The organism is Leeuwenhoekiella sp. CH_XMU1409-2 (genome assembly GCF_037029365.1).
GTDB lineage: Bacteria > Bacteroidota > Bacteroidia > Flavobacteriales > Flavobacteriaceae > Leeuwenhoekiella > Leeuwenhoekiella blandensis.
In genome coordinates this window covers 24,610-44,541 of record NZ_JAYMEI010000015.1, presented here as the reverse complement: position 1 = coordinate 44,541, position 19,932 = coordinate 24,610, and the positions used below count along the sequence as shown (strand labels likewise).

At 41.5% G+C, this 19,932-nt stretch carries 19 protein-coding genes; 14 read left to right on the top strand and 5 right to left on the bottom strand.

From position 1 onward, the window contains the following. The first annotated feature begins 1 nt into the window (after position 1). The 6 genes from trpC (at position 2) to WA338_RS14895 (ending at position 4,495) form a co-directional block, all read left to right on the top strand. Positions 2 to 784: an indole-3-glycerol phosphate synthase TrpC gene (gene trpC / locus WA338_RS14920; protein WP_336093939.1), complete on the top strand. Its 783-nt coding sequence runs from the start codon at positions 2 to 4 to the stop codon at positions 782 to 784. 287 nt (positions 785 to 1,071) lie between these two features. Then, positions 1,072 to 1,665, top strand: coding sequence for a phosphoribosylanthranilate isomerase (locus WA338_RS14915; protein ID WP_336093937.1), 594 nt, complete (start codon positions 1,072 to 1,074; stop codon positions 1,663 to 1,665). Between the two features lie 103 nt (positions 1,666 to 1,768). Then, positions 1,769 to 2,953: a tryptophan synthase subunit beta gene (trpB, locus tag WA338_RS14910; protein WP_336093935.1), complete on the top strand. Its 1,185-nt coding sequence runs from the start codon at positions 1,769 to 1,771 to the stop codon at positions 2,951 to 2,953. A 63-nt stretch (positions 2,954 to 3,016) separates the two neighbouring features. Further along, on the top strand, positions 3,017 to 3,310 hold the full coding sequence (locus WA338_RS14905; RefSeq protein WP_009781117.1) for a GIY-YIG nuclease family protein: 294 nt from the start codon (positions 3,017 to 3,019) through the stop codon (positions 3,308 to 3,310). Positions 3,311 to 3,511: 201 nt separating this feature from the next. Further along, positions 3,512 to 4,276 (top strand): tryptophan synthase subunit alpha, encoded by a 765-nt coding sequence (trpA, locus tag WA338_RS14900; protein ID WP_336093932.1) that lies wholly within the window; start codon positions 3,512 to 3,514, stop codon positions 4,274 to 4,276. Between the two features lie 84 nt (positions 4,277 to 4,360). Continuing rightward, complete coding sequence (locus tag WA338_RS14895) at positions 4,361 to 4,495, top strand: hypothetical protein (protein ID WP_009781119.1); 135 nt, start codon at positions 4,361 to 4,363, stop codon at positions 4,493 to 4,495. A gap of 64 nt (positions 4,496 to 4,559) precedes the next feature. Here the strand turns inward: WA338_RS14895 and WA338_RS14890 are convergent, their stop codons facing one another. Further along, on the bottom strand, positions 4,560 to 6,101 hold the full coding sequence (locus tag WA338_RS14890; protein ID WP_273016336.1) for a SulP family inorganic anion transporter: 1,542 nt from the start codon (positions 6,099 to 6,101) through the stop codon (positions 4,560 to 4,562). A gap of 318 nt (positions 6,102 to 6,419) precedes the next feature. Between WA338_RS14890 and WA338_RS14885 the strand changes: the two genes are divergently transcribed. Both WA338_RS14885 and WA338_RS14880 read left to right on the top strand, forming a co-directional pair. After that, the gene (locus tag WA338_RS14885; protein ID WP_336093930.1) at positions 6,420 to 7,691 is read left to right on the top strand and encodes a PQQ-dependent sugar dehydrogenase; all 1,272 of its coding nucleotides are present in this window, start codon (positions 6,420 to 6,422) and stop codon (positions 7,689 to 7,691) included. A gap of 116 nt (positions 7,692 to 7,807) precedes the next feature. Continuing rightward, positions 7,808 to 9,892 (top strand): TonB-dependent receptor family protein, encoded by a 2,085-nt coding sequence (locus tag WA338_RS14880; protein ID WP_009781122.1) that lies wholly within the window; start codon positions 7,808 to 7,810, stop codon positions 9,890 to 9,892. Between the two features lie 2 nt (positions 9,893 to 9,894). On the opposite strand, the gene WA338_RS14875 is transcribed toward WA338_RS14880, so the two are convergent. The 4 genes from WA338_RS14875 to WA338_RS14860 all read right to left on the bottom strand — a co-directional run bounded on the left by WA338_RS14875 (position 9,895) and on the right by WA338_RS14860 (position 13,110). Continuing rightward, entirely contained in the window at positions 9,895 to 10,674 is a 780-nt protein-coding gene (locus WA338_RS14875) for a hypothetical protein (RefSeq protein WP_336093928.1), read from the bottom strand. Positions 10,675 to 10,701: 27 nt separating this feature from the next. Then, positions 10,702 to 11,454 (bottom strand): carboxypeptidase-like regulatory domain-containing protein, encoded by a 753-nt coding sequence (locus WA338_RS14870; RefSeq protein WP_009781124.1) that lies wholly within the window; start codon positions 11,452 to 11,454, stop codon positions 10,702 to 10,704. Between the two features lie 51 nt (positions 11,455 to 11,505). Beyond that, positions 11,506 to 11,958, bottom strand: a complete 453-nt coding sequence (gene coaD / locus WA338_RS14865) for a pantetheine-phosphate adenylyltransferase (RefSeq protein ID WP_009781125.1) — start codon at positions 11,956 to 11,958, stop codon at positions 11,506 to 11,508. Positions 11,959 to 12,117: 159 nt separating this feature from the next. Next, complete coding sequence (locus WA338_RS14860) at positions 12,118 to 13,110, bottom strand: D-alanine--D-alanine ligase (protein ID WP_336093925.1); 993 nt, start codon at positions 13,108 to 13,110, stop codon at positions 12,118 to 12,120. Between the two features lie 209 nt (positions 13,111 to 13,319). On the opposite strand from WA338_RS14860, the gene WA338_RS14855 reads away from it, so the two are divergent. From WA338_RS14855 to secA, 6 genes are all read left to right on the top strand, one after another. Further along, on the top strand, positions 13,320 to 13,943 hold the full coding sequence (locus WA338_RS14855) for a PASTA domain-containing protein (protein WP_336093923.1): 624 nt from the start codon (positions 13,320 to 13,322) through the stop codon (positions 13,941 to 13,943). Next, positions 13,930 to 14,964, top strand: coding sequence for an RluA family pseudouridine synthase (locus WA338_RS14850; protein ID WP_009781128.1), 1,035 nt, complete (start codon positions 13,930 to 13,932; stop codon positions 14,962 to 14,964). Before WA338_RS14855 ends, WA338_RS14850 begins: the two co-directional genes overlap by 14 nt. A gap of 41 nt (positions 14,965 to 15,005) precedes the next feature. Then, positions 15,006 to 15,191, top strand: a complete 186-nt coding sequence (locus tag WA338_RS14845) for a hypothetical protein (protein WP_009781129.1) — start codon at positions 15,006 to 15,008, stop codon at positions 15,189 to 15,191. Positions 15,192 to 15,201: 10 nt separating this feature from the next. Then, the gene (locus WA338_RS14840) at positions 15,202 to 15,777 is read left to right on the top strand and encodes a cob(I)yrinic acid a,c-diamide adenosyltransferase (protein WP_336093919.1); all 576 of its coding nucleotides are present in this window, start codon (positions 15,202 to 15,204) and stop codon (positions 15,775 to 15,777) included. 140 nt (positions 15,778 to 15,917) lie between these two features. Further along, on the top strand, positions 15,918 to 16,139 hold the full coding sequence (locus tag WA338_RS14835; protein ID WP_009781131.1) for a DUF2795 domain-containing protein: 222 nt from the start codon (positions 15,918 to 15,920) through the stop codon (positions 16,137 to 16,139). A gap of 227 nt (positions 16,140 to 16,366) precedes the next feature. After that, positions 16,367 to 19,729, top strand: a complete 3,363-nt coding sequence (gene secA, locus WA338_RS14830) for a preprotein translocase subunit SecA (protein WP_336093916.1) — start codon at positions 16,367 to 16,369, stop codon at positions 19,727 to 19,729. Positions 19,730 to 19,932 lie beyond the last annotated feature (203 nt).

The window sequence follows — 19,932 nt, the reverse complement described above, 5'->3', positions numbered from 1 at the left end:
GATGAATATTTTAGACAAAATAATCGCTGATAAATATAAAGAAGTAGCCTTACGCAAGCAGCTGATTCCGGTGAAGCAATTGGAGCAGTCGGTGCTTTTTGAACGTAAATCGCCTTCGCTTGCACAAGCCTTGAGCACAAGCGCTTCAGGAATCATCGCAGAGCATAAACGCCGGTCGCCCAGTAAAGCGACGATCAACCACAACCTCAACGTGCAAGATGTCGCCCGTGGTTACGAGCAAGCCGGAGTTTGCGGAATGAGCGTACTTACCGATGGTAAATATTTTGGCGGCTCGCTAGACGATCTGTTGCTCGCCCGTGCAGCGTCTCAATTACCGCTTTTGCGCAAAGAATTTGTGATCGACACCTATCAAATTCTGGAAGCGAAAGCTTATGGTGCCGATGTGATCTTGCTCATTGCAGCAGTGCTAACACGGGAAGAGATCAAAAGCCTTTCAGAATTTGCAAAATCACTTGGTCTTGATGTGCTTCTCGAAGTCCATAATTTAGAAGAATTGCAAAAGTCGGTTATGCCGTCTTTAGATATGTTGGGCGTAAACAATCGCAACCTAAAAACTTTTGAAGTCAGTCTCGAAACCAGCAAAAGCCTTTCTGCTGAAATCCCAGATGACTTTGTAAAAGTCTCTGAAAGCGGAATCAGTTCGATCGAAGCGATCAAAGCCTTACAGCCGTATGGTTACAAAGGATTTCTTATTGGCGAGAACTTTATGAAAACTGACGACCCTGGCGCCAGCGCCACTGAGTTTATCAAACAGCTTATTTAATAGTATATAAATTAAATTGAATACTAAATAGTATACATGCGAAGCCTCCTTTTGTTCCAGAATAGGCTTTATAAAATGGGAAAGACAGCGTAGCGCCCATTTTATAAAATGGTTTCCATAACCGGCTAAGGTTATGGAAAATTCCTAACAAAAGGCGTCTTTTTCTTTGGTTCGTTTCTTTTGGAAGAGCAAAAGAAATGAACAAAACACAATAGGAAGCACTAATGCTTATGATCAAAAAAATCCATCATAAAAAAAATAATAGACTAAGCCTTAAGGTTTGTGGTATGAAACACAACACGCTTGAAGTTGCGCAACTCCAACCGGATTATTTGGGTTTTATCTTCTTTGAAAAAAGTAAACGAAATTATGACAAAGCCCATATTGAAATCCTTCCGGAAGGGATCCAGAAAGTGGGTGTTTTTGTAGATGCAAGCATCGAATTTGTCATCGATAAAATCAAGCAGTTTCAGTTTGATGTGATTCAGTTGCACGGTAGCGAAACTCCGGAATATTGTAAGAGGCTTCAAACAGATTCAAAAGTTGAACTCTGGAAAGTCTTCAGCATAAAAGACCACTTTGACTTTTCGGTTTTGGAAGCTTATGAAGCTGTGATCGATAAATTTTTATTTGACACCAAAGGAAAGGAAAAAGGCGGCAATGGCTATACCTTTGATTGGAGCGTGCTTCAAGACTATCCTTCGCAAAAGCCTTTTATCTTAAGTGGCGGTATAGGATTGGAAGAAATCCCAGCGGTAAACGAACTTAAAAAAACAGCACTCCCGCTGGCGGGAATTGATGTCAACAGTAAATTTGAAGACAAACCGGGATTGAAAAATATAGACTTGTTAAAGTCACTTGTAAACGAATTAAATAGATAAAGATTTCCGTCTGAGTTGAAATAAAAGAATACTGTGAATTAAAAGTTTCCGTCGTAGTTTATCCAGAGCGATAGCCGAAGGGCGGAAATATCAATATAGAATTATGAACTACAATGTAAATGAAAAAGGATATTATGGAGATTTTGGCGGCGCCTACATCCCAGAAATGCTATATCCTAATGTAGAAGAACTGCGTCAGAATTATATAAAAGTGATGCAGGAGCCGGATTTTCAAGAGGAATTTAAGGCACTTTTAAAAGAATATGTAGGGCGTCCTACTCCACTCTATTATGCTAAGCGTTTTTCTGAAAAATACGGGACAAATGTTTATCTCAAACGCGAGGATCTGTGTCATACAGGAGCGCATAAGGTTAACAACACCATCGGTCAGATCTTGATGGCCAAGCGTCTGGGTAAAAACCGCATCATCGCAGAAACCGGTGCCGGTCAGCACGGGGTGGCTACGGCTACCGTATGTGCGTTGATGGGCTTAGAATGCATTGTGTACATGGGAGCGATAGACATCAAACGTCAGGCGCCTAACGTAGCCCGAATGAAAATGCTGGGCGCTACGGTAGTTCCTGCAGAATCTGGTAGTAAAACCCTAAAGGACGCCACTAACGAAGCGATTCGGGATTGGATCAACAATCCAACCGATACGCATTATATTATTGGTAGTGTGGTTGGGCCTCACCCCTATCCCGATATGGTGGCGCGTTTTCAAAGTGTGATCTCTGAGGAAGTAAAAAAGCAATTGCTTGAGAAAGAAGGGCGTGAAAATCCTGATTATGTTGTGGCTTGTGTAGGCGGCGGAAGTAACGCAGCCGGGATTTACTACCATTACCTTGACACTCCCGAAGTTGGCATCATCGCAGTAGAAGCCGCCGGAAAAGGAATAAATTCCGGGGAAAGCGCCGCAACTTCAGCCTTGGGTAAAGAAGGGATCATTCACGGAAGCAAAACCCTCTTGATGCAAACCGATGACGGACAGATCACCGAGCCGTATTCGATTTCTGCAGGTCTCGATTATCCCGGAGTTGGACCTATGCACGCACATTTATTTAGAAGCGGTCGAGGTGAGTTCATCAGCATCACCGATGCCGATGCGATGCAAGCCGGTCTTGAATTGTGTAAACTGGAAGGGATCATCCCCGCGATCGAATCGTCTCACGCTTTGGCGATTTTTGAAGAACGCAAGTTTAAAAAAGAGGATATCGTGGTCGTGAATTTGAGTGGTAGAGGAGATAAGGATCTAAGTACATTTATAGATTACTTCAAACTCGCTTAAGCGCGTTTGAATTTTTCATTTCCGCGAAGGCGGAAATCCCTTGAATGTAAGCACACATTTTAAATGGAAGAATTATTCTACATATATATTCTTACAAATAAAAACCACACAGTGCTTTACATTGGAGTTACCAGTGATTTAAAAAGAAGACTTAAACAGCATAAACAAAAGAGCAATAAAGGATTTACAAGAAAGTACAATGTTGAAAAACTCCTCTATTTTGAATCGAGCCCTTATGTCGAAAATGCCATTAAAAGAGAGAAACAGCTCAAAAAATGGAATAGAGCCTGGAAAGAAAATCTGATCAACGAAATGAATCCTGATTGGAACGATCTGAGTTGGATGCTAGACGAATGAGGTTTCTGTAGAATACAACATATTTAAAACTTGACTTGGATTTGAAAGATTTCCGCTGAGCATATAATTGGAATTAGAATTAGACTGGAAAGATTTCCGCTGAGCACAACGTAATTAAAACTTGAATTGAATTGGAGAGATTTCCGCCTAAAGTTTATCCTGAGCGAGAGTCGAAGGACGGAAATGACTAAACATATTATTATGAACAGAATAAATACGAAATTAGAAGAAGGTAAAAAGTTGCTTTCTATATACTTCACCGCGGGTTATCCTAAACTGGAAGACACCACAACAGTTATTGAAGAGCTTGTAAAATCAGGAGTTGATATGATCGAGATCGGTTTACCGTTTAGCGATCCCTTAGCAGATGGGCCCACGATTCAGGAGAGTTCTACCGCAGCTTTAAAAAACGGAATGACCACTGCAAAGCTCTTTGATCAGATCAAAGACATTAGGAAAACCGTTGATATTCCGTTGATCGTGATGGGGTATTTTAATCCCATGCTTCAGTATGGTGTTGAAAAATTCTGCGCTACCTGTGCAGAAATAGGCATAGACGGACTCATCATGCCAGATCTTCCGCTTGCGGAATATGAAGAACACTATCAAGCTACTTTTGAAAAATACGGTCTTAAGATGATCTTTTTGATCACGCCTCAAACTTCAGATGAGCGCATCAGACAGATCGATGCAGCAAGTGATGGTTTTATTTACATGGTGAGCAGTGCAAGTACTACAGGTAAAACTTCGGGCTTCAGCAATGTTCAAACCGATTATTTTGAGCGCATCGCTGCTTTAAATCTGAAAAATCCACAGATCGTAGGTTTTGGTATTAAAGATGAGGAAACTTTTAAGGCAGCAACACAAACCGCTCAGGGTGCCATTATAGGTTCAGCATTTATCAAAACGCTTACCGAAAAGGGTATTGAGGGCATTTCTGGCTTTATTAAAAGCATTAGACCCTAAGTCTTAACCCGCTTTTAGCAAGTTCTTATCAATAATTAACAGCTGTACTTCTTATCTTGAGGTCAACAAAAAAAGAAAACTATTATGGATAAGAAATTTGAACGAACAGTAGACCAGAAAGACAGCGATCCTACAAGCAGCCTTGGAGATCGTAAAAAGAACACCAATAAAGTGGATATTGATGAAAAAACCATCAAAGACCAACAAAACAAGCACTAAACGCTTGGGCTAACCACCAAAAACTAAAAAAGCCGATACTTAACGTATCGGCTTTTTTAGTGCGCTATTTTGCATCGCTGCCCACCAGATTGTAGGTAGGATCTTCGATAATATTCACATCAATGATCGCCTCGGCATTCTTCAGCAAACGGCGACAATCGGGGCTCAAGTGTCGTAAATAAACGGTCTTGCCCAGTTTATGATAACGGCTGGTCACCACGTTCAAGGCTTCGATAGCCGACATATCTGCTACCCGACTTTCTTTAAAATCGATGATGATCTTGTTGGGATCGTTCAGGATATCAAACTTCTCTGTAAAATTGGTGGTCGAGGCAAAGAATAACGGTCCGTAGATCTCATAATGCTTGGTTCCTTCATCGTCTACATATTTTCTAGCTCGAATGCGTTTGGCACTTTCCCAGGCAAAAAACAAGGCAGAAAGAATCACACCAACCAACACGGCCAGTGCAAGGTTGTGCAAGATAACGGTGATAGCAGCCACGATGATCACCAAGAAAATATCTTTTTTAGGTACTTTATTGAAAATACGCAGCGTGGCCCACTCAAAGGTTCCTACCGCTACCATAATCATCACCCCAACGAGTGCCGCCATCGGAACTTTTTCAATAACCGGCGCACCGAATAATACAATAATAAGAATGGTAAATGCAGCGATAATACCAGATAAACGCGCTCTGGATCCCGCTGAAAGATTCACCAAGGTTTGTGCGATCATCGGGCAACCTCCCATTCCGAAGAAAAATCCGTTGAGTAGGTTAGAACTTCCTTGAGCGATACACTCCCGGTTTCCGTCTCCTTTGGTTTGTGTGATCTCATCGACAAGATTCAAGGTAAGCAAACCTTCAGTAAGTCCTACTGCCGCCATCACCATAGAATACGGAGCGATCACTTTTAAAGTTTCATAAGAAATAGGAATTTCAGGAATATGGAACGGAGGGAAACCACCGCTTACCGAAGCGATATCTTTAACCGTTTTGGTGTCAATTCCGAAGAAATACACCAACGCAAAAACCACAATTATAGCAACCAAAGAAGATGGAACCGCTTTTGTCAACTTCGGAAGAAAAATCACGATCAATACTGTAAGTGCAGCCAGACCTGCCATAATTAATAAAGGTGTACCGGTTAACCACGCTACTTCCCCATTTATTATGGTTTTAAATTGCTTGATCTGCGACATAAAGATCACAATAGCCAGACCGTTTACAAACCCAAACATCACCGGATGCGGCACCAGACGAATAAACTTCCCCAGTTTAAAGAGTCCGATCAATACCTGGATGACTCCAGCAAGTGCTACAGCCGCCAAAACATATTCTAAACCGTGGGAATTCATCAACGCGATCAGGGTGATCACGGTGGCTCCTGCTCCTCCCGAGATCATCCCAGGACGGCCACCAAAAATCGCGGTCACTAAGCCTGCAATAAAAGAAGCATATAAACCCATCAAAGGAGGAAGACCAGCTAGAATCGCAAAAGAAAGCGATTCAGGAATCATGGTCATCGCAACCGTAAGACCGGCTAGAATTTCAGTTTTGTAATTGACCTTTTGAGTTAAATCAAATAAGTTAAATACTTTTTTCATGAAGTAGTTTTGTGCAAAAAGCGTGTGTTTTTTATTGGGGTAAACAGTCAAAAAAATCAAGAATCGCACTTGAAATGCACTGTTATTTAGCAGGTTAAAACCCTGCTCAATTCGGCTGCAAAAATAGCTTTTTTAATGAGAAGGGCAAGCACATCACAGCAGGATACGCCTGTAATGGCTAGAGTTTACCAATCAAGCTGTTACGCAAAGGATTTCGCTAACACGCGGCATTTCAGAAGCCGTTAAACTTATATTAATCTGGCACTGCTGCAGATCGCTGGCTCGCTAAAGTCTTATTTTCGTATAAAATCTCAAACTATGAAAACATACCTCTATATTTTAGCCGGTCTCGTTTTGCTCACCGGTTGTAAAAATGATAAATCGGTTTCTGAAGATAAACAGGAAGAACTTGCCGATAATGGTCCTGTAACTGTTGAAACGACTGTAGGACCTTTAGAACTCCCCGCTCCTTTTGCTTCAGAATCGGTTACTAAAGAAAGTAAGGTAGTTGCTTGGCCTGCCGGAAAAACACCGGTAGCTGCCGAAGGTTTTAAAGTAGAACGCTTTGCCGACTCCTTAAAGCATCCCCGATGGACCTATGTTGCACCCAACAATGATATTTTTGTTGCTGAATCGAACACCAAAGACAGCGCCAACAGAATCACCTTGTTACGAGACACAAATGCTGACGGAGCTATCGACGAACGCTATATTTTTAAAGAAGACCTCAACCAAAATTTTGGAATGCTAGTTTTAGACGGTTCGTTTTACATTGCAAACACCGATGGTTTGTACCGCTTTCCATACACCGAAGGCCAAACCAAGTTAGAAGGTGAAGGCGAGAAAATCGTTGAGCTTTCAGCGAGTGGTTACAACAACCACTGGACGCGGAATATCATCACCAACGAAGCCGGAGATAAAATCTATATTTCGGTAGGATCTGCCAGTAATGTGGGAGAACAAGGAATGGAAAAAGAAGAACGTCGCGCCAATATTCTTGAAGTGAATCCTGATGGTAGCGGAGAGATCATTTATGCTTCCGGACTTAGAAACCCTGTGGGAATGGATTGGAATCCGGTGACCGGTGATCTTTGGACGGCCGTAAATGAGCGCGATGAATTGGGTAATAACCTAGTTCCCGATTATGCAACGAGCGTTAAAAAAGGTGGCTGGTACGGGTGGCCGTACAGCTATTACGGGCAAATCAATGATCCGCGATGGGAAGACGATCCGCATCAGGATTTAGTAGATCAAGCCCTCATTCCTGATGTTCCTTTAGGACCGCACACCGCTTCTTTAGGCTTTACGTTTTACACTGCAGATCAATTCCCGGAAATGTATCAAAACGGAGCATTTGTAGGACAACACGGGTCTTGGAACCGCGAACCTTTTTCTGGCTATAAAGTAGTTTTTATTCCATTTGAAAATGGAATTCCCAAAGAACCTGTTGACTTTTTAACCGGGTTTATTCCTGATGAAAACGGAAACGAAGTTTATGGTCGCCCGGTGGCAACCACAGTTGCTCCCGATGGTTCCTTATTAGTAAATGATGATGACGGCGGAGCGATCTGGCGTGTTTCTGCAGAATAAACTAACCCATATAAAACTTCTTGGCATTTAGTCCTTCGGCGGTGCCAAGCAGTGGGTATATGTTTTAGTATTTTTGAAGTTCATTAGAATTTCCATCCTCGATTAGCGAGTACTTTATGAAAAATATTCTTTTAGGTCTGTTGTTGTTTTCCGGATGTGTATTTGCGCAAGAGAAAACAGCAACAGACTCTGTTTTTGTACGCAACACCTTAGGTGAAGTTATCATCACCTCCACGCCTATTCAAGACAAATTGCAACGTATTCCTGCGGCGGTAAATAGCATTACGGCTGAAGATTTTCAGCGTGGTGACCAACTTTCCATCGCTAATGAGCTCAATAAAAACCCGGGAATTCAAATGCAGCAAGGTGCGCTCAACACCAGTCGCATCAGCATCAGAGGCCTAGGAGCGCGTAGTCAATATTCCACAAATCGCGTAAAGGCCTATATTGAAGGTATTCCCTTGACTACCGGAGAAGGAGAAACTACCTTAGAAGATATAGACCTCAACCTGATCGAACGTATGGAGATTATCAAAGGCCCCGCGAGCAGCAGCTACGGAGCCGGATTGGGTGGCGCGATCAATATTTCAGTAATCAAACCAAAACCAGAAAATAGCAGGATTAGGTTGAATGGGATCGCAGGTGCTTACGGTCTTTTTAAAAGCGGAATCACTGCAATGCTTGGTAATCGTGAAACCGGCGGATTTGTAAGTTATAATCATCTCGAGAAAGATGGCTTTAGAGCCAACAGCAATTACAACCGAAACACGCTTACCGCTTATGCCAAAACACAACTTAACGAAGTGAGTTCGCTTTCTTTCTTCGGAAATTATACGCGTTTAAAAGCATTCATCCCAAGTTCTGTAAATGCTGAAACCTTGCAAAACAGTCCCGAGGATGCCGCATTCACTTGGGGGCAAGCCCAAGGTTATGAATCTTACGACAAAGCTTTAGCCGGGCTTGCTTATAAATGGGACATCAATGCCAACAATAGCTGGCAAACCAGTGTTTTCGCCAATTACCGTGATGGGTATGAACCCCGGCCTTTTGATATTCTTGATGAAGATTCTTTTGCGTTTGGTATTCGAAGCAGTTTAAATTCGCAGTTTTCGCTATTCAATATTCCCGGAAAAAGCAGTATTGGAGTCGAATATTTTGATGAGCATTATCAAGCGCAACTCTTTGAGAATTTATATGAAGAAAACAACGGTAACGGAAGTCTGCAAGGCAATCGCTTTAGCAATCAAGAACAAGATCGCAAATACTTAAATCTTTTCGCACAATTAAGTCTACAGCTTACGCCAAAGTTTAAAGCGGATTTAGGACTGAATTACAACCACAGCAGATACCGTCTGGACGATCACCTTAACGAAAGTAATGTCGATAACAGCGGCGTGTACACCTATCCCAGAATCTTTTTACCACAAGCCGGCCTGAGTTACGAGGTGGCTAATGATAAATTTATCTATGCCTCGATAAGTCGTGGCTTTTCTTTACCCACAGTTGCCGAAACGCTGACTCCCGAAGGCGCTATAAATCCTGAAATCAAACCTGAGATCGGTTTCAATTATGAATTAGGGCTGAAAGCACAATGGCTGGATCATAGACTCTACACAGAGCTCGCTTTGTACACGGTACAAGTTAATGATCTCCTTGTTGCCGAACGCGTGGGTAATGATCAATACGTGGGTCGCAATGCAGGCGCTACCGATCATAACGGGATTGAATTCTTAATCAATTATCGTGAAAATTTAACGCCAGCATGGTCGCTTCAGCCGTATGGGTCTTTAGCGCTGAATGACTATTCGTTTGATGCCTTTGTAGATAATGATGAAGATTATAGCGGAAACGAGCTTACCGGAGTTGCAGATCAGGTGATCAATCTCGGCCTGGATGTGGCTTTTCAAAACCGTTTTAAGTTCAACATCAATTACCGTTACACCGGAAGCATTCCGTTGAATGACGCCAATACACTTTATAGCGATGCTTACAATCTGGTGAACCTTCGGGCAGATTATAGTTTTGATCTTTTTGCTAAAGTAAAAACCCGAATTTTTGCCGGCGTAAACAATGTTTTTGACACCGATTATGCTGCACAAATATTGCCTAATGCTACAGGATTTGGTGGTGCAGCACCACGTTATTATTATCCCGGAGAACCTGTAAATTTCTATACCGGATTAAACGTGAAGCTGTTTTAAAACTAATTTCCGTCAGAGAGTTTCATTCCATTTTCACCAAATTTGTTGAGTTCGGTTTCAAAGCTGTCAGCGAGTGCTATGAATTTATCTAAAAGGTCTAATTGATTTTCAGGTTCTAGCAGATTGCCCGGCAATTGCATCGCATCACAGTACTCAAAAAACAGATTGTGGTAATACGCGTCAATTCCCAGTTGTTCGACTAAAAACTCCCGGTTAAAATAATCATCGGTAGCAAAGAGCACCCGGTATTGTTTATAAGTAATGGGAGCATATTTTTCCTTTTGTTTGGAAGGGTCTTTTTTAAACAGACTTAAAAAAAGCCGTCCCAACTCCATAAAATCAACACCATTGGTACTGTTAGGCGGTCGGTACAACTGGCGGTTCTTTTTGATATCATTCTGAATCCTGCTGTTGAAAATACTATCGTATTCTTTGACGTCAAATTTCTTCTCCTTCGGCGCTTCGGTAAGGCGCACTTCGTCGAGTTCGTTCAGGTTCTCTTTAAGTTCAACCACCCAGATCTTTTCGAGCTGATAGGGTTCTACTACAAAAACCTGGGTTTCCATAAAAGGCGCACTAAAAACCAAAGAATCTTCTAATCGCGCAGCTAAGCTAAAATCTCCTTCATCTGTAGTCGTCGTACTTTTATGCTGCGTCAGGTTTTGCACCAAAACACCGGGAACGCGTTTATCGCCCGCATATACTTTTCCTGAAGTATTTTGAGCACGCAGTGTGCCAGCGCAAAGCAAACTGAAGCCTAGAAGAATGTATATAAATCTCATCAAAACAATTTAGGTTGCGAAGTTAGCTTAATTAGTTTGTGCCTGTTTATGAAAATCGGAACTGGTCTTAAGCAGATACTCTAAAAAGCGCATTTGATTCTTTTCTTGCAAAAGACGCGCATCTATTTTTCTACTTAAACAATAATCAAAAAACAAGGGCTCTTCTTCTCCGGTGATCGACAATTGATTTCTCAAAAGTTGCTGATTGAAGAAAGCGTCTTTTTTAAAGAATGCTTCAAGTTCGCCTAATTTTAAGATTCTAAACCGGTTAGGATCTTCTGCTTTTTCTTTTTTATCTTTCTTTATCGAATTCCATACCATTTTTCCTATCGCGATAAAATCTATCCCTCCTCCGGTAGGATTCGGACTGTACATTCCCGGATTTTCCTGAATATCTTTTTTCAGCCAGAAATTGAAGTTTTTATCGTACTCTTCAACACTAAACTCTTTAACGGAATTAGTTGCAGTGATGGTCACGGCATCCAATTCATTTCGGTTTTCTTTCAATTCGACTACCCAGATCTCTTCAAGCTGGTAGGGCTCTATTTTATGAATTTGTGTCTTAAAAAAGGAATAACTAAAGATCAAAGAATCTCCAAGTTCAGCAGCGATCTTAAAATCTCCCTGCGCATTGGTCGAAGTCATGACATCTTGAGTCTTGTTGATAATAAGTACGCCTTCTAGCGGTTTATCATTTGCATATACTTTACCCTTAGTTTCTTGAGCTTGAAAACTAAAACTTAGCAGAAAAAATAAAACAGGGAGTAAAGGTCTTGGCATAATCAGGTCTGTTGCATAATGACCTGATCTATGTGCTAATGTTGCAAAACTTTATACGCGTACCGCGTCTGGCACCAAGCCGGTGTAATCCCCGCCATTGCGAATAACATCACGCACGATGGAAGAAGAAATATAACTTTTACCTGAAGAAGTGAGCAAGAATACCGTTTCTATTTGCGCCAGCTTTCTGTTGGTATGCGCAATAGCCTTCTCAAACTCAAAATCTGCCGGATTGCGCAAACCTCTAAGAATAAAGCCGGAATCTGTAGCATTACAAAAATCAACCGTAAGCCCTTGATACGTCATGACTTTGATCTTGGGTTCGTCTTTAAACGACTCTTTTAAGAAACGCTCGCGCTGCTCTAAAGTGAACATATATTTCTTATCGGCATTGACCCCGATCGCTAAAATGATCTCATCAAAAAGCTTTAAGCCCCGCTCGATAATATCATAATGTCCTAAAGTAAGCGGATCAAATGATCCCGGAAATACTGCGCGTTTCATAATTAGGAATTCAATGTTTAAAGTTCAAAATTAAAGGTACAAAAACTGGAGCGTTTGAAGCTTGTGGTTTAAGGTTGCTTAAAGTCTATAAAATATTCAGCCCATTGGCGGTGCCTAAAAAAGTTGCTTTTCAGATTATCTACTGTTTACTGGGACTGCCTACTGAGACGTTCTATCACGCATCGCTTGCTCAATAACATTATCAAACAACTCTGGCAAGCTTATCCCTGCCACCTTTGCCTGCTGCGGGATGATACTCGCAGGACTCAATCCCGGTGTGGTGTTTACTTCTAAAAAATGCGGCTCTCCATTATGGAATATAAATTCTGCCCGGGTAAGCCCTTTCAGCTTTAAGATCTTGAACACCTTTTCAGCTTCGCGTTGTACGGCTTCGGTTTGCGCATCGGTGATTCTTGCCGGTGTGATCTCTTGCGATTTACCTTCGTATTTTGCCTGGTAATCAAAGAAGTCATTGTCGCTTACAATTTCCGTCACCGGAAGCGCCATGACGTTTCCCTGATAATTGATCACACCCACCGAAACTTCGGTTCCTTCTAAAAAGGATTCGATAATGATCTCATCATCTTCTTTAAAAGCCACTTCGATCGCTCCTTCTAGTTCTTCGGCACCATAAACTTTAGAAACCCCATAACTGCTTCCCGCTTTATTGGCTTTTACAAAACAAGGCAAACCTACTTGCTCCAAAATTTCAGTCGCATGGATCGCATCACCTTTATTCAGCAAATAATTGGTTGCGGTTTTGATTCCGTAGGCTTTCAACACACCGATGCAATCCCGCTTATTAAAGGTAAGCGCAGCCTCATAATAATTGCACGCCGTCTGCGGAATATTCAAAAGCTTCAAATAGGCCTGCAAAATTCCGTCTTCTCCAGGCGTACCGTGAATGGTGTTAAAGACGCAGTCAAAAGTAATCTTAGTACCCTCTACATTTATAGAAAAATCAGCCTTGTCAACAGGAATAGGCTTGTGATCTGCGTGTTTGCAAAACCATCCTTCTTTCAAGATATGAATAGGAAATACATTATATTTTGATTGGTCTAAGTGCTTGCAAACCGTATTCCCGCTCAAGATCGAGATATTCACCTCACTTGAGAATCCACCCATCACGACTGCAATATTTTTTTTTGACATAGTAAAAATGAAAGCTTTACGTTATCTAGTAATAAGATGACTTTCTGGTCATCTTCAGCTATTGAAAAAACAATTTTAATTAAGCTCGGTTTACCGAGTACTTTAAGGCTTCAAAGAACGTTATTTTTAGAATAAATAGGCAAAAAAAATGATTGCAATTGAGCGTCAGCCAATTTTAAACTAAGTTTGTAGCCGCAAATTCGCTATCTATGGGATTCTTTAAATTTATATTCAGCAAAGTGTTTTTAAAACAGCTCTTGCTGGCGTTACTGGCACTCGTTCTTCTTGTTTTTGGACTGCTGTATTGGCTACGCGCATCAACAAATCACGACCAGCGTATCGCGGTGCCAGACCTTAGCAAAATGTCTTTAGGTCTCGTGCAGCAAGAGCTCGAGAATGCCGACTTGAATTATGTGGTGATCGACTCTTCAAATTACAATCCAGATTTCCCAACCTTTTCTGTAATTGAGCAAAATCCGGCTGCAGGAAAATTTGTAAAAGAAGGCCGAAAAATCTATTTGGTTTTAAATCCATCAGGATACCGAAAAATTGAAATCCCAGAATTGGTAGGTAGAACACAACGTCAGGTAGAACCTACGCTGCTTGCCCTTGGATTCAAAATAGGAAAAATTGACTATCGCGATCATATAAGTTCTGACGAAGTACTTGAATTGCGCCACGACGGGAAAACCCTTAAAGTAGGCGACCCCCTGCGGAAAACTTCGGTCATTGATCTGGTTGTAGGTAATGGAAAAGGCAGCTACCGCACTTCTGGCGATGCTGCACAAGATGTAATTAATGATGCTGAAGATTTAGACGATGCAGGATTTTAAAACCGAAGGTCCTGATGAGCAGGACGATGAATTGTATGAGCATTACAGCTTTACTGCGGGCAAAGGCCAAGAGCCGCTGCGTGTAGATAAATTTCTGATGAATTTTATTGAGAAAGCGACGCGTAATAAAATTCAGCAAGCCGCAAAAAATGGCAACATTCAGGTGAATGGAGCCGTTGTAAAACAAAATCATAAAGTAAAAGCCAATGATGTGGTTCGGGTACTTTTTGAGCATCCGCCTTATGAATTTTTACTTACGCCTGAAGATATTCCGTTAGATATTGTTTTTGAAGATGACACACTGCTTGTGGTGAATAAACCCGCCGGTATGGTCGTACATCCCGGTCACGGTAATTACAGTGGTACGCTCATTAATGCATTGATCTATCATTTTGACAACCTGCCCGAAAATAGCAGCGGCAGACCCGGGCTGGTGCATCGCATAGATAAAGACACCAGCGGACTTCTCGTAGTCGCAAAGACCGAGGAGGCTATGACGCATCTGGCCAAACAGTTTTTTGATAAAACCAGTGAGCGCGAGTACATCGCGATCGTATGGGGAAATGTCGAAGAAGACCAAGGCACTGTTGAAGGGCATATAGGCCGTCACCCTAAAAACCGTATGCAAAACACGGTTTATGAGGACGGCGATCAAGGTAAGGAAGCTGTGACACATTATAAAGTCTTAGAACGCTTAGGCTATGTGACCAAAATCTCCTGTAAGCTTGAAACCGGCCGCACGCATCAAATTCGTGTGCATATGAAGCACATAGGACACACGCTTTTTAACGATGAGCGCTATGGCGGGGATGCGATCTTAAAAGGAACCACCTTTACCAAGTATAAACAGTTTGTAGAAAATTGCTTTAAAGTTTTGCCCAGACAAGCTTTACACGCAAAAACCCTAGGCTTTGAACATCCAAAAACAGGGGAATGGATGCGTTTTGACAGTGCGATCCCTGAAGATATGGAAGCCTGCATCGAGAAGTGGCGTAATTATGCAAAACACGCGATGGAATAGCACTATTGCAAATGCTGTTTTAAATTAAGTACCTTTAACCTATGCTCGATTTTATTCCAGATAATTTTCAATCTATACTCATCATTGTTGTTTTGGCTGTGCTTTTTTTAGCTGTGATGGCAAACAATAAACGCAATCAAAGTAAATTAAGAGACCGTCGCAAACGGAATTTTAAAACCGATTACTTCAAGCTTAAAAATGAGCGTGAAAAAGAATCAAACTCCTAAAAACTAAGCTGTGAAAATCTATACCAAAACCGGAGATAAAGGTACTACCGCCCTCTTTGGCGGCACACGGGTATCTAAGCACAACATACGCATTGAAAGCTACGGCACCTTAGACGAACTCAATTCGTATTTAGGCCTGCTACGCGATCAGGAAATTGACGCGCACAGCAAAGCTTCTTTGATTAGTATACAAGAGAAACTATTTGTAATTGGCGCTATTCTGGCAACAGATCCTGAAAAGGCTGTTCTAAAAAATGGAAAAGAGCGCTTAAATATTGATAAGGTAAGCGAGGCCGATATTCTATTCTTAGAACAAGAAATGGATGCAATGGACGAGCAGCTACCGCCAATGACCCATTTTATCCTACCCGGCGGACATCAAACGGTGTCATTCTGTCACATTTCACGCGCGGTATGCCGCAGAGCGGAAAGACTCGCAACCGCTCTTTATCAGGAAGTTCCGTTTGAAGAAAATGCACTTAAATATTTAAACCGCCTTTCTGACTATCTCTTTGTACTGGCACGGAAGTTGTCTAAAGATTTGCAGGCTGAAGAAATAAAATGGATTCCTGAAAAGAAGGAGTAAAACCTCCAAAACTGAAGCCTAAACCTCGTAATCACAAGAGATTACAGACGTTCATAAAAATAATTTTGAATTAACATTCAATTTTCTTGGATTTTACGTTAATAAATTTATTTTTGCAAAAAAAATAAATACGTTAACTTATGTACTGGACATTAGAACTAGCTTCTCATTTGAGCGACGCACCTTGGCCTGCAACCAAAGATGAATTGATTGATTATGCAATTAGAACGGGAGCACCATTAGAAGTTGTTGAGAACTTACAAGCTATGGAGGATGAAGGGGACTCTTACGATTCGATTGACGAAATATGGCCAGACTACCCGTCTGAAGACGACTACCTCTGGAATGAGGATGAATACTAGATTTTACAACATTGTAAACATAAAGAAGTCTCGCTATGAGGCTTTTTTTTTGCTTAAATTTGAAGTGCAAAAAAGAGGAATTCAGTTTTAAAAATTCTTCAGAAGAATAAATATATTTTCATACTAAAAAATGAAAATAGATCCTGAGACTTCAGGATTAGATGACATTAATTTTTCCCTTTAAATCGAAACCATAGGTTTCGCCGGGATAAAAGAAAAAACCAATTATGGGATTATTAGACAAAGTATTGAAGGTTTTTGTAGGTGACAAATCCAAACAAGATGTCGCTGCAATTCAACCTATTGTTGATAAAATAAAAAGTTTTGAAGCGCAGCTTGAAGCCTTATCACACGATGAGTTACGACAAAAAACTATAGAATTTAAAGCAAAAATCGCCGACGCTCTTGCCGATACTAACGCCTCTTTATTGAAATTAGAGAAAGAAGCAGACGAAACGGAGGACATCGACCGTAAAGAAGAGATTTATGCAGAGATCGACAAGCTAAAAGACGAGTCTTATAAAATAAGTGAAGATGTCTTAAACGATATTCTTCCAGAAGCTTTTGCTGTGGTTAAAGAGACAGCAAAACGCTTTGTTCATAACCCAGAATTAAAAGTAACAGCAAGTGCCTTTGATCGCGAACTGAGTGCCGAGCACGATTATGTTCAGCTTGATGGAGATGATGCGATCTGGTCAAACAGCTGGGACGCTGCCGGAAAGCCCATCACTTGGGATATGATTCATTACGATGTACAGCTTATAGGTGGTGTGGCGATGCACCAAGGTAAAATTGCAGAGATGCAAACCGGTGAAGGTAAAACCCTTGTGGCAACGCTTCCGGTTTATCTTAACGCACTTACCGGGAACGGAGTACACTTGGTAACCGTTAACGATTATCTAGCCAAACGTGATAGTGCGTGGATGGCACCACTTTTCAACTTTCACGGTCTTACCGTAGACTGTATCGATTACCACAGACCTAATTCTGCTGCTCGTAGAAAAGCCTATGCTGCAGACATTACTTATGGAACCAACAACGAGTTTGGTTTTGACTACTTGCGCGATAATATGGCGCACGCACCAAACGATCTGGTACAACGTGCCCCTAACTATGCGATCGTCGATGAAGTCGATTCGGTATTAGTAGATGATGCGCGTACGCCATTGATCATTTCAGGGCCTGTACCAAAAGGAGATCAACACGAGTTTGATGCGTTGAAGCCAAAAATCGATAGCTTAGTAAGCCTTCAGCGTCAACAACTCACAGGAACTTTAGCCGAAGCAAAAAAGCTTATTTCAGCAGGCGATACTAAAGAAGGTGCTATTCTTTTATTACGCGTATACCGTGGTCTTCCAAAGAATAAAGCCCTGATTAAATATTTAAGTGAAGAAGGAATTCGTCAACTTTTACAGAAGACTGAAAACCACTATATGCAAGACAACAATCGCGAGATGCACGTGATTGATTCTGAATTATATTTCACCATTGACGAAAAGAACAACCAGATCGAATTAACCGATAAAGGTATCGATCACTTGTCTGGAAAAGAAGATCCTAATTTCTTCATTATGCCAGAAATGGGCGTTGAGATCAGCAAGATCGAAAACGCAAATCTTTCTACCGAAGAAGAAGCTGAAAAGAAAGAAGAGCTTTTTAGAGAATTCAGTGTAAAGAGTGAGCGTATTCACACGATGAACCAGCTGTTAAAAGCCTACACTTTATTTGAAAAGGACACCGAATATGTGGTGATGGACAATAAAGTGAAGATCGTTGATGAGCAAACCGGTCGTATTATGGACGGGCGTCGTTACAGCGATGGTTTACACCAGGCGATCGAAGCAAAAGAAAATGTAAAGATCGAAGACGCTACCCAGACTTTTGCAACGGTAACGCTTCAGAATTACTTTAGAATGTACCGTAAACTTTCGGGTATGACGGGTACTGCAGTAACAGAAGCCGGCGAATTCTGGGAAATTTACGAATTGGACGTTGTTGAAATTCCTACCAACCGCCCGATTGCCAGAGATGATAGAGATGATAAAGTTTATAAGACCAAACGTGAAAAGTATAACGCGGTTATAGACGAGGTACAAGTAATGGTAGAGGCCGGAAGACCGGTACTTATCGGTACAACTTCGGTAGAAATCTCTGAGATCTTGAGCAGAATGCTTTCAATGCGTAAGATTCAGCATAACGTATTGAACGCAAAATTGCATAAAAAAGAAGCCGATATTGTTGCCGATGCAGGTAACGCCGGTCAGGTTACGATCGCTACCAATATGGCGGGTCGTGGTACCGATATTAAATTAAGTAATGAAGTTAAAGATGCAGGTGGTCTTGCGATCATAGGTACCGAACGTCACGATTCGCGTCGTGTAGACCGTCAGTTGCGTGGTCGTTCTGGACGTCAGGGAGATCCAGGTAGTTCTCAGTTCTACGTGTCGCTTGAAGATAACCTGATGCGTTTATTCGGTTCTGAACGAATCGCTAAAATGATGGATCGTATGGGGCTTCAGGAAGGTGAAGTAATCCAGCACGGAATGATCTCTAAGTCTATCGAGCGTGCACAGAAAAAAGTTGAAGAGAACAACTTTGGTGTACGTAAGCGTCTTTTGGAGTATGATGATGTGATGAATGCGCAACGTGAGGTGATTTACAAGCGTCGCTATCACGCATTATTTGGGGAGCGTCTACGCGTAGATGTCGCCAATATGATCTACGACACTTCTGAAGCGATCGCCGAAACCAATAAAATGGCGCAGGACTTCAAAAACTTTGAGTTTGAGCTGATTCGTTTCTTCTCGATGAGCAGTCCGGTTGATGAAGCCCAATTTGCGAGTTCGTCTGCAAAACAACTTGCAGTGACCGTTTATGAGGCGGCTCTTAAACATTACAAGGAAAAAATGGAGCGCAATGCCGCACTCGCCTTCCCTATCATTAGTAATGTTTATGAAAATCCTGAAAGCAATTATGAGCGTATCGTGGTTCCTTTTTCTGACGGAAACAAAGAACTTAAGGTGGTCACCAATTTGAAAGACGCATACGAGTCTGAAGGGAAACAACTCATCACCGACTTTGAAAAGAATATCACACTTGCGATCATTGATGATGCCTGGAAAACGCATTTACGCAAGATGGATGAATTGAAGCAAAGTGTGCAGCTTGCGGTTCACGAGCAAAAAGACCCGTTATTGATCTATAAGTTTGAAGCTTTTGAGCTCTTCAAACAAATGATCGATCAGGTAAATAAAGATGTTATTTCTTTCTTATTTAAAGGAGAATTGCCGGTACAGCAACAAAATCAGATTAGAGAAGCACGTCAAGTACGTCAAACCGAAAAGACACAGACTTCTAAAGAAGAAATCCCTAATCTTGATGAGCGCGCCGCACAAAGCCGTGCAGCAAGTGGCAATACACAACCTCAACGTCAACAAGTGACCGAGACCATCACCCGCGAGCGCCCTAAAATAGGTCGTAATGACAAAGTAACGATCAAGCACGTGATGAATGGAGAAAACAAAACAATGAAGTTTAAACAAGCTATTCCACTTCTTGACAAAGGAGATTGGGTACTTGTAGATGAATAAGATTATAGAATTCAAACAGCAAAAAAGTCCGGTTAACAACCGGACTTTTTTTGTGAATAACTATTTGCAATCTGTTGCTTTTAATCTTTACATAAACTTAATATTGCAGCCTTTTTGAGACCTGAGAATACCCCTAGTTTTGCAATCTAAAATCCTATTATATTGTTTTCTAAAGAACGTCTACACAACGAGTTAATTCAATC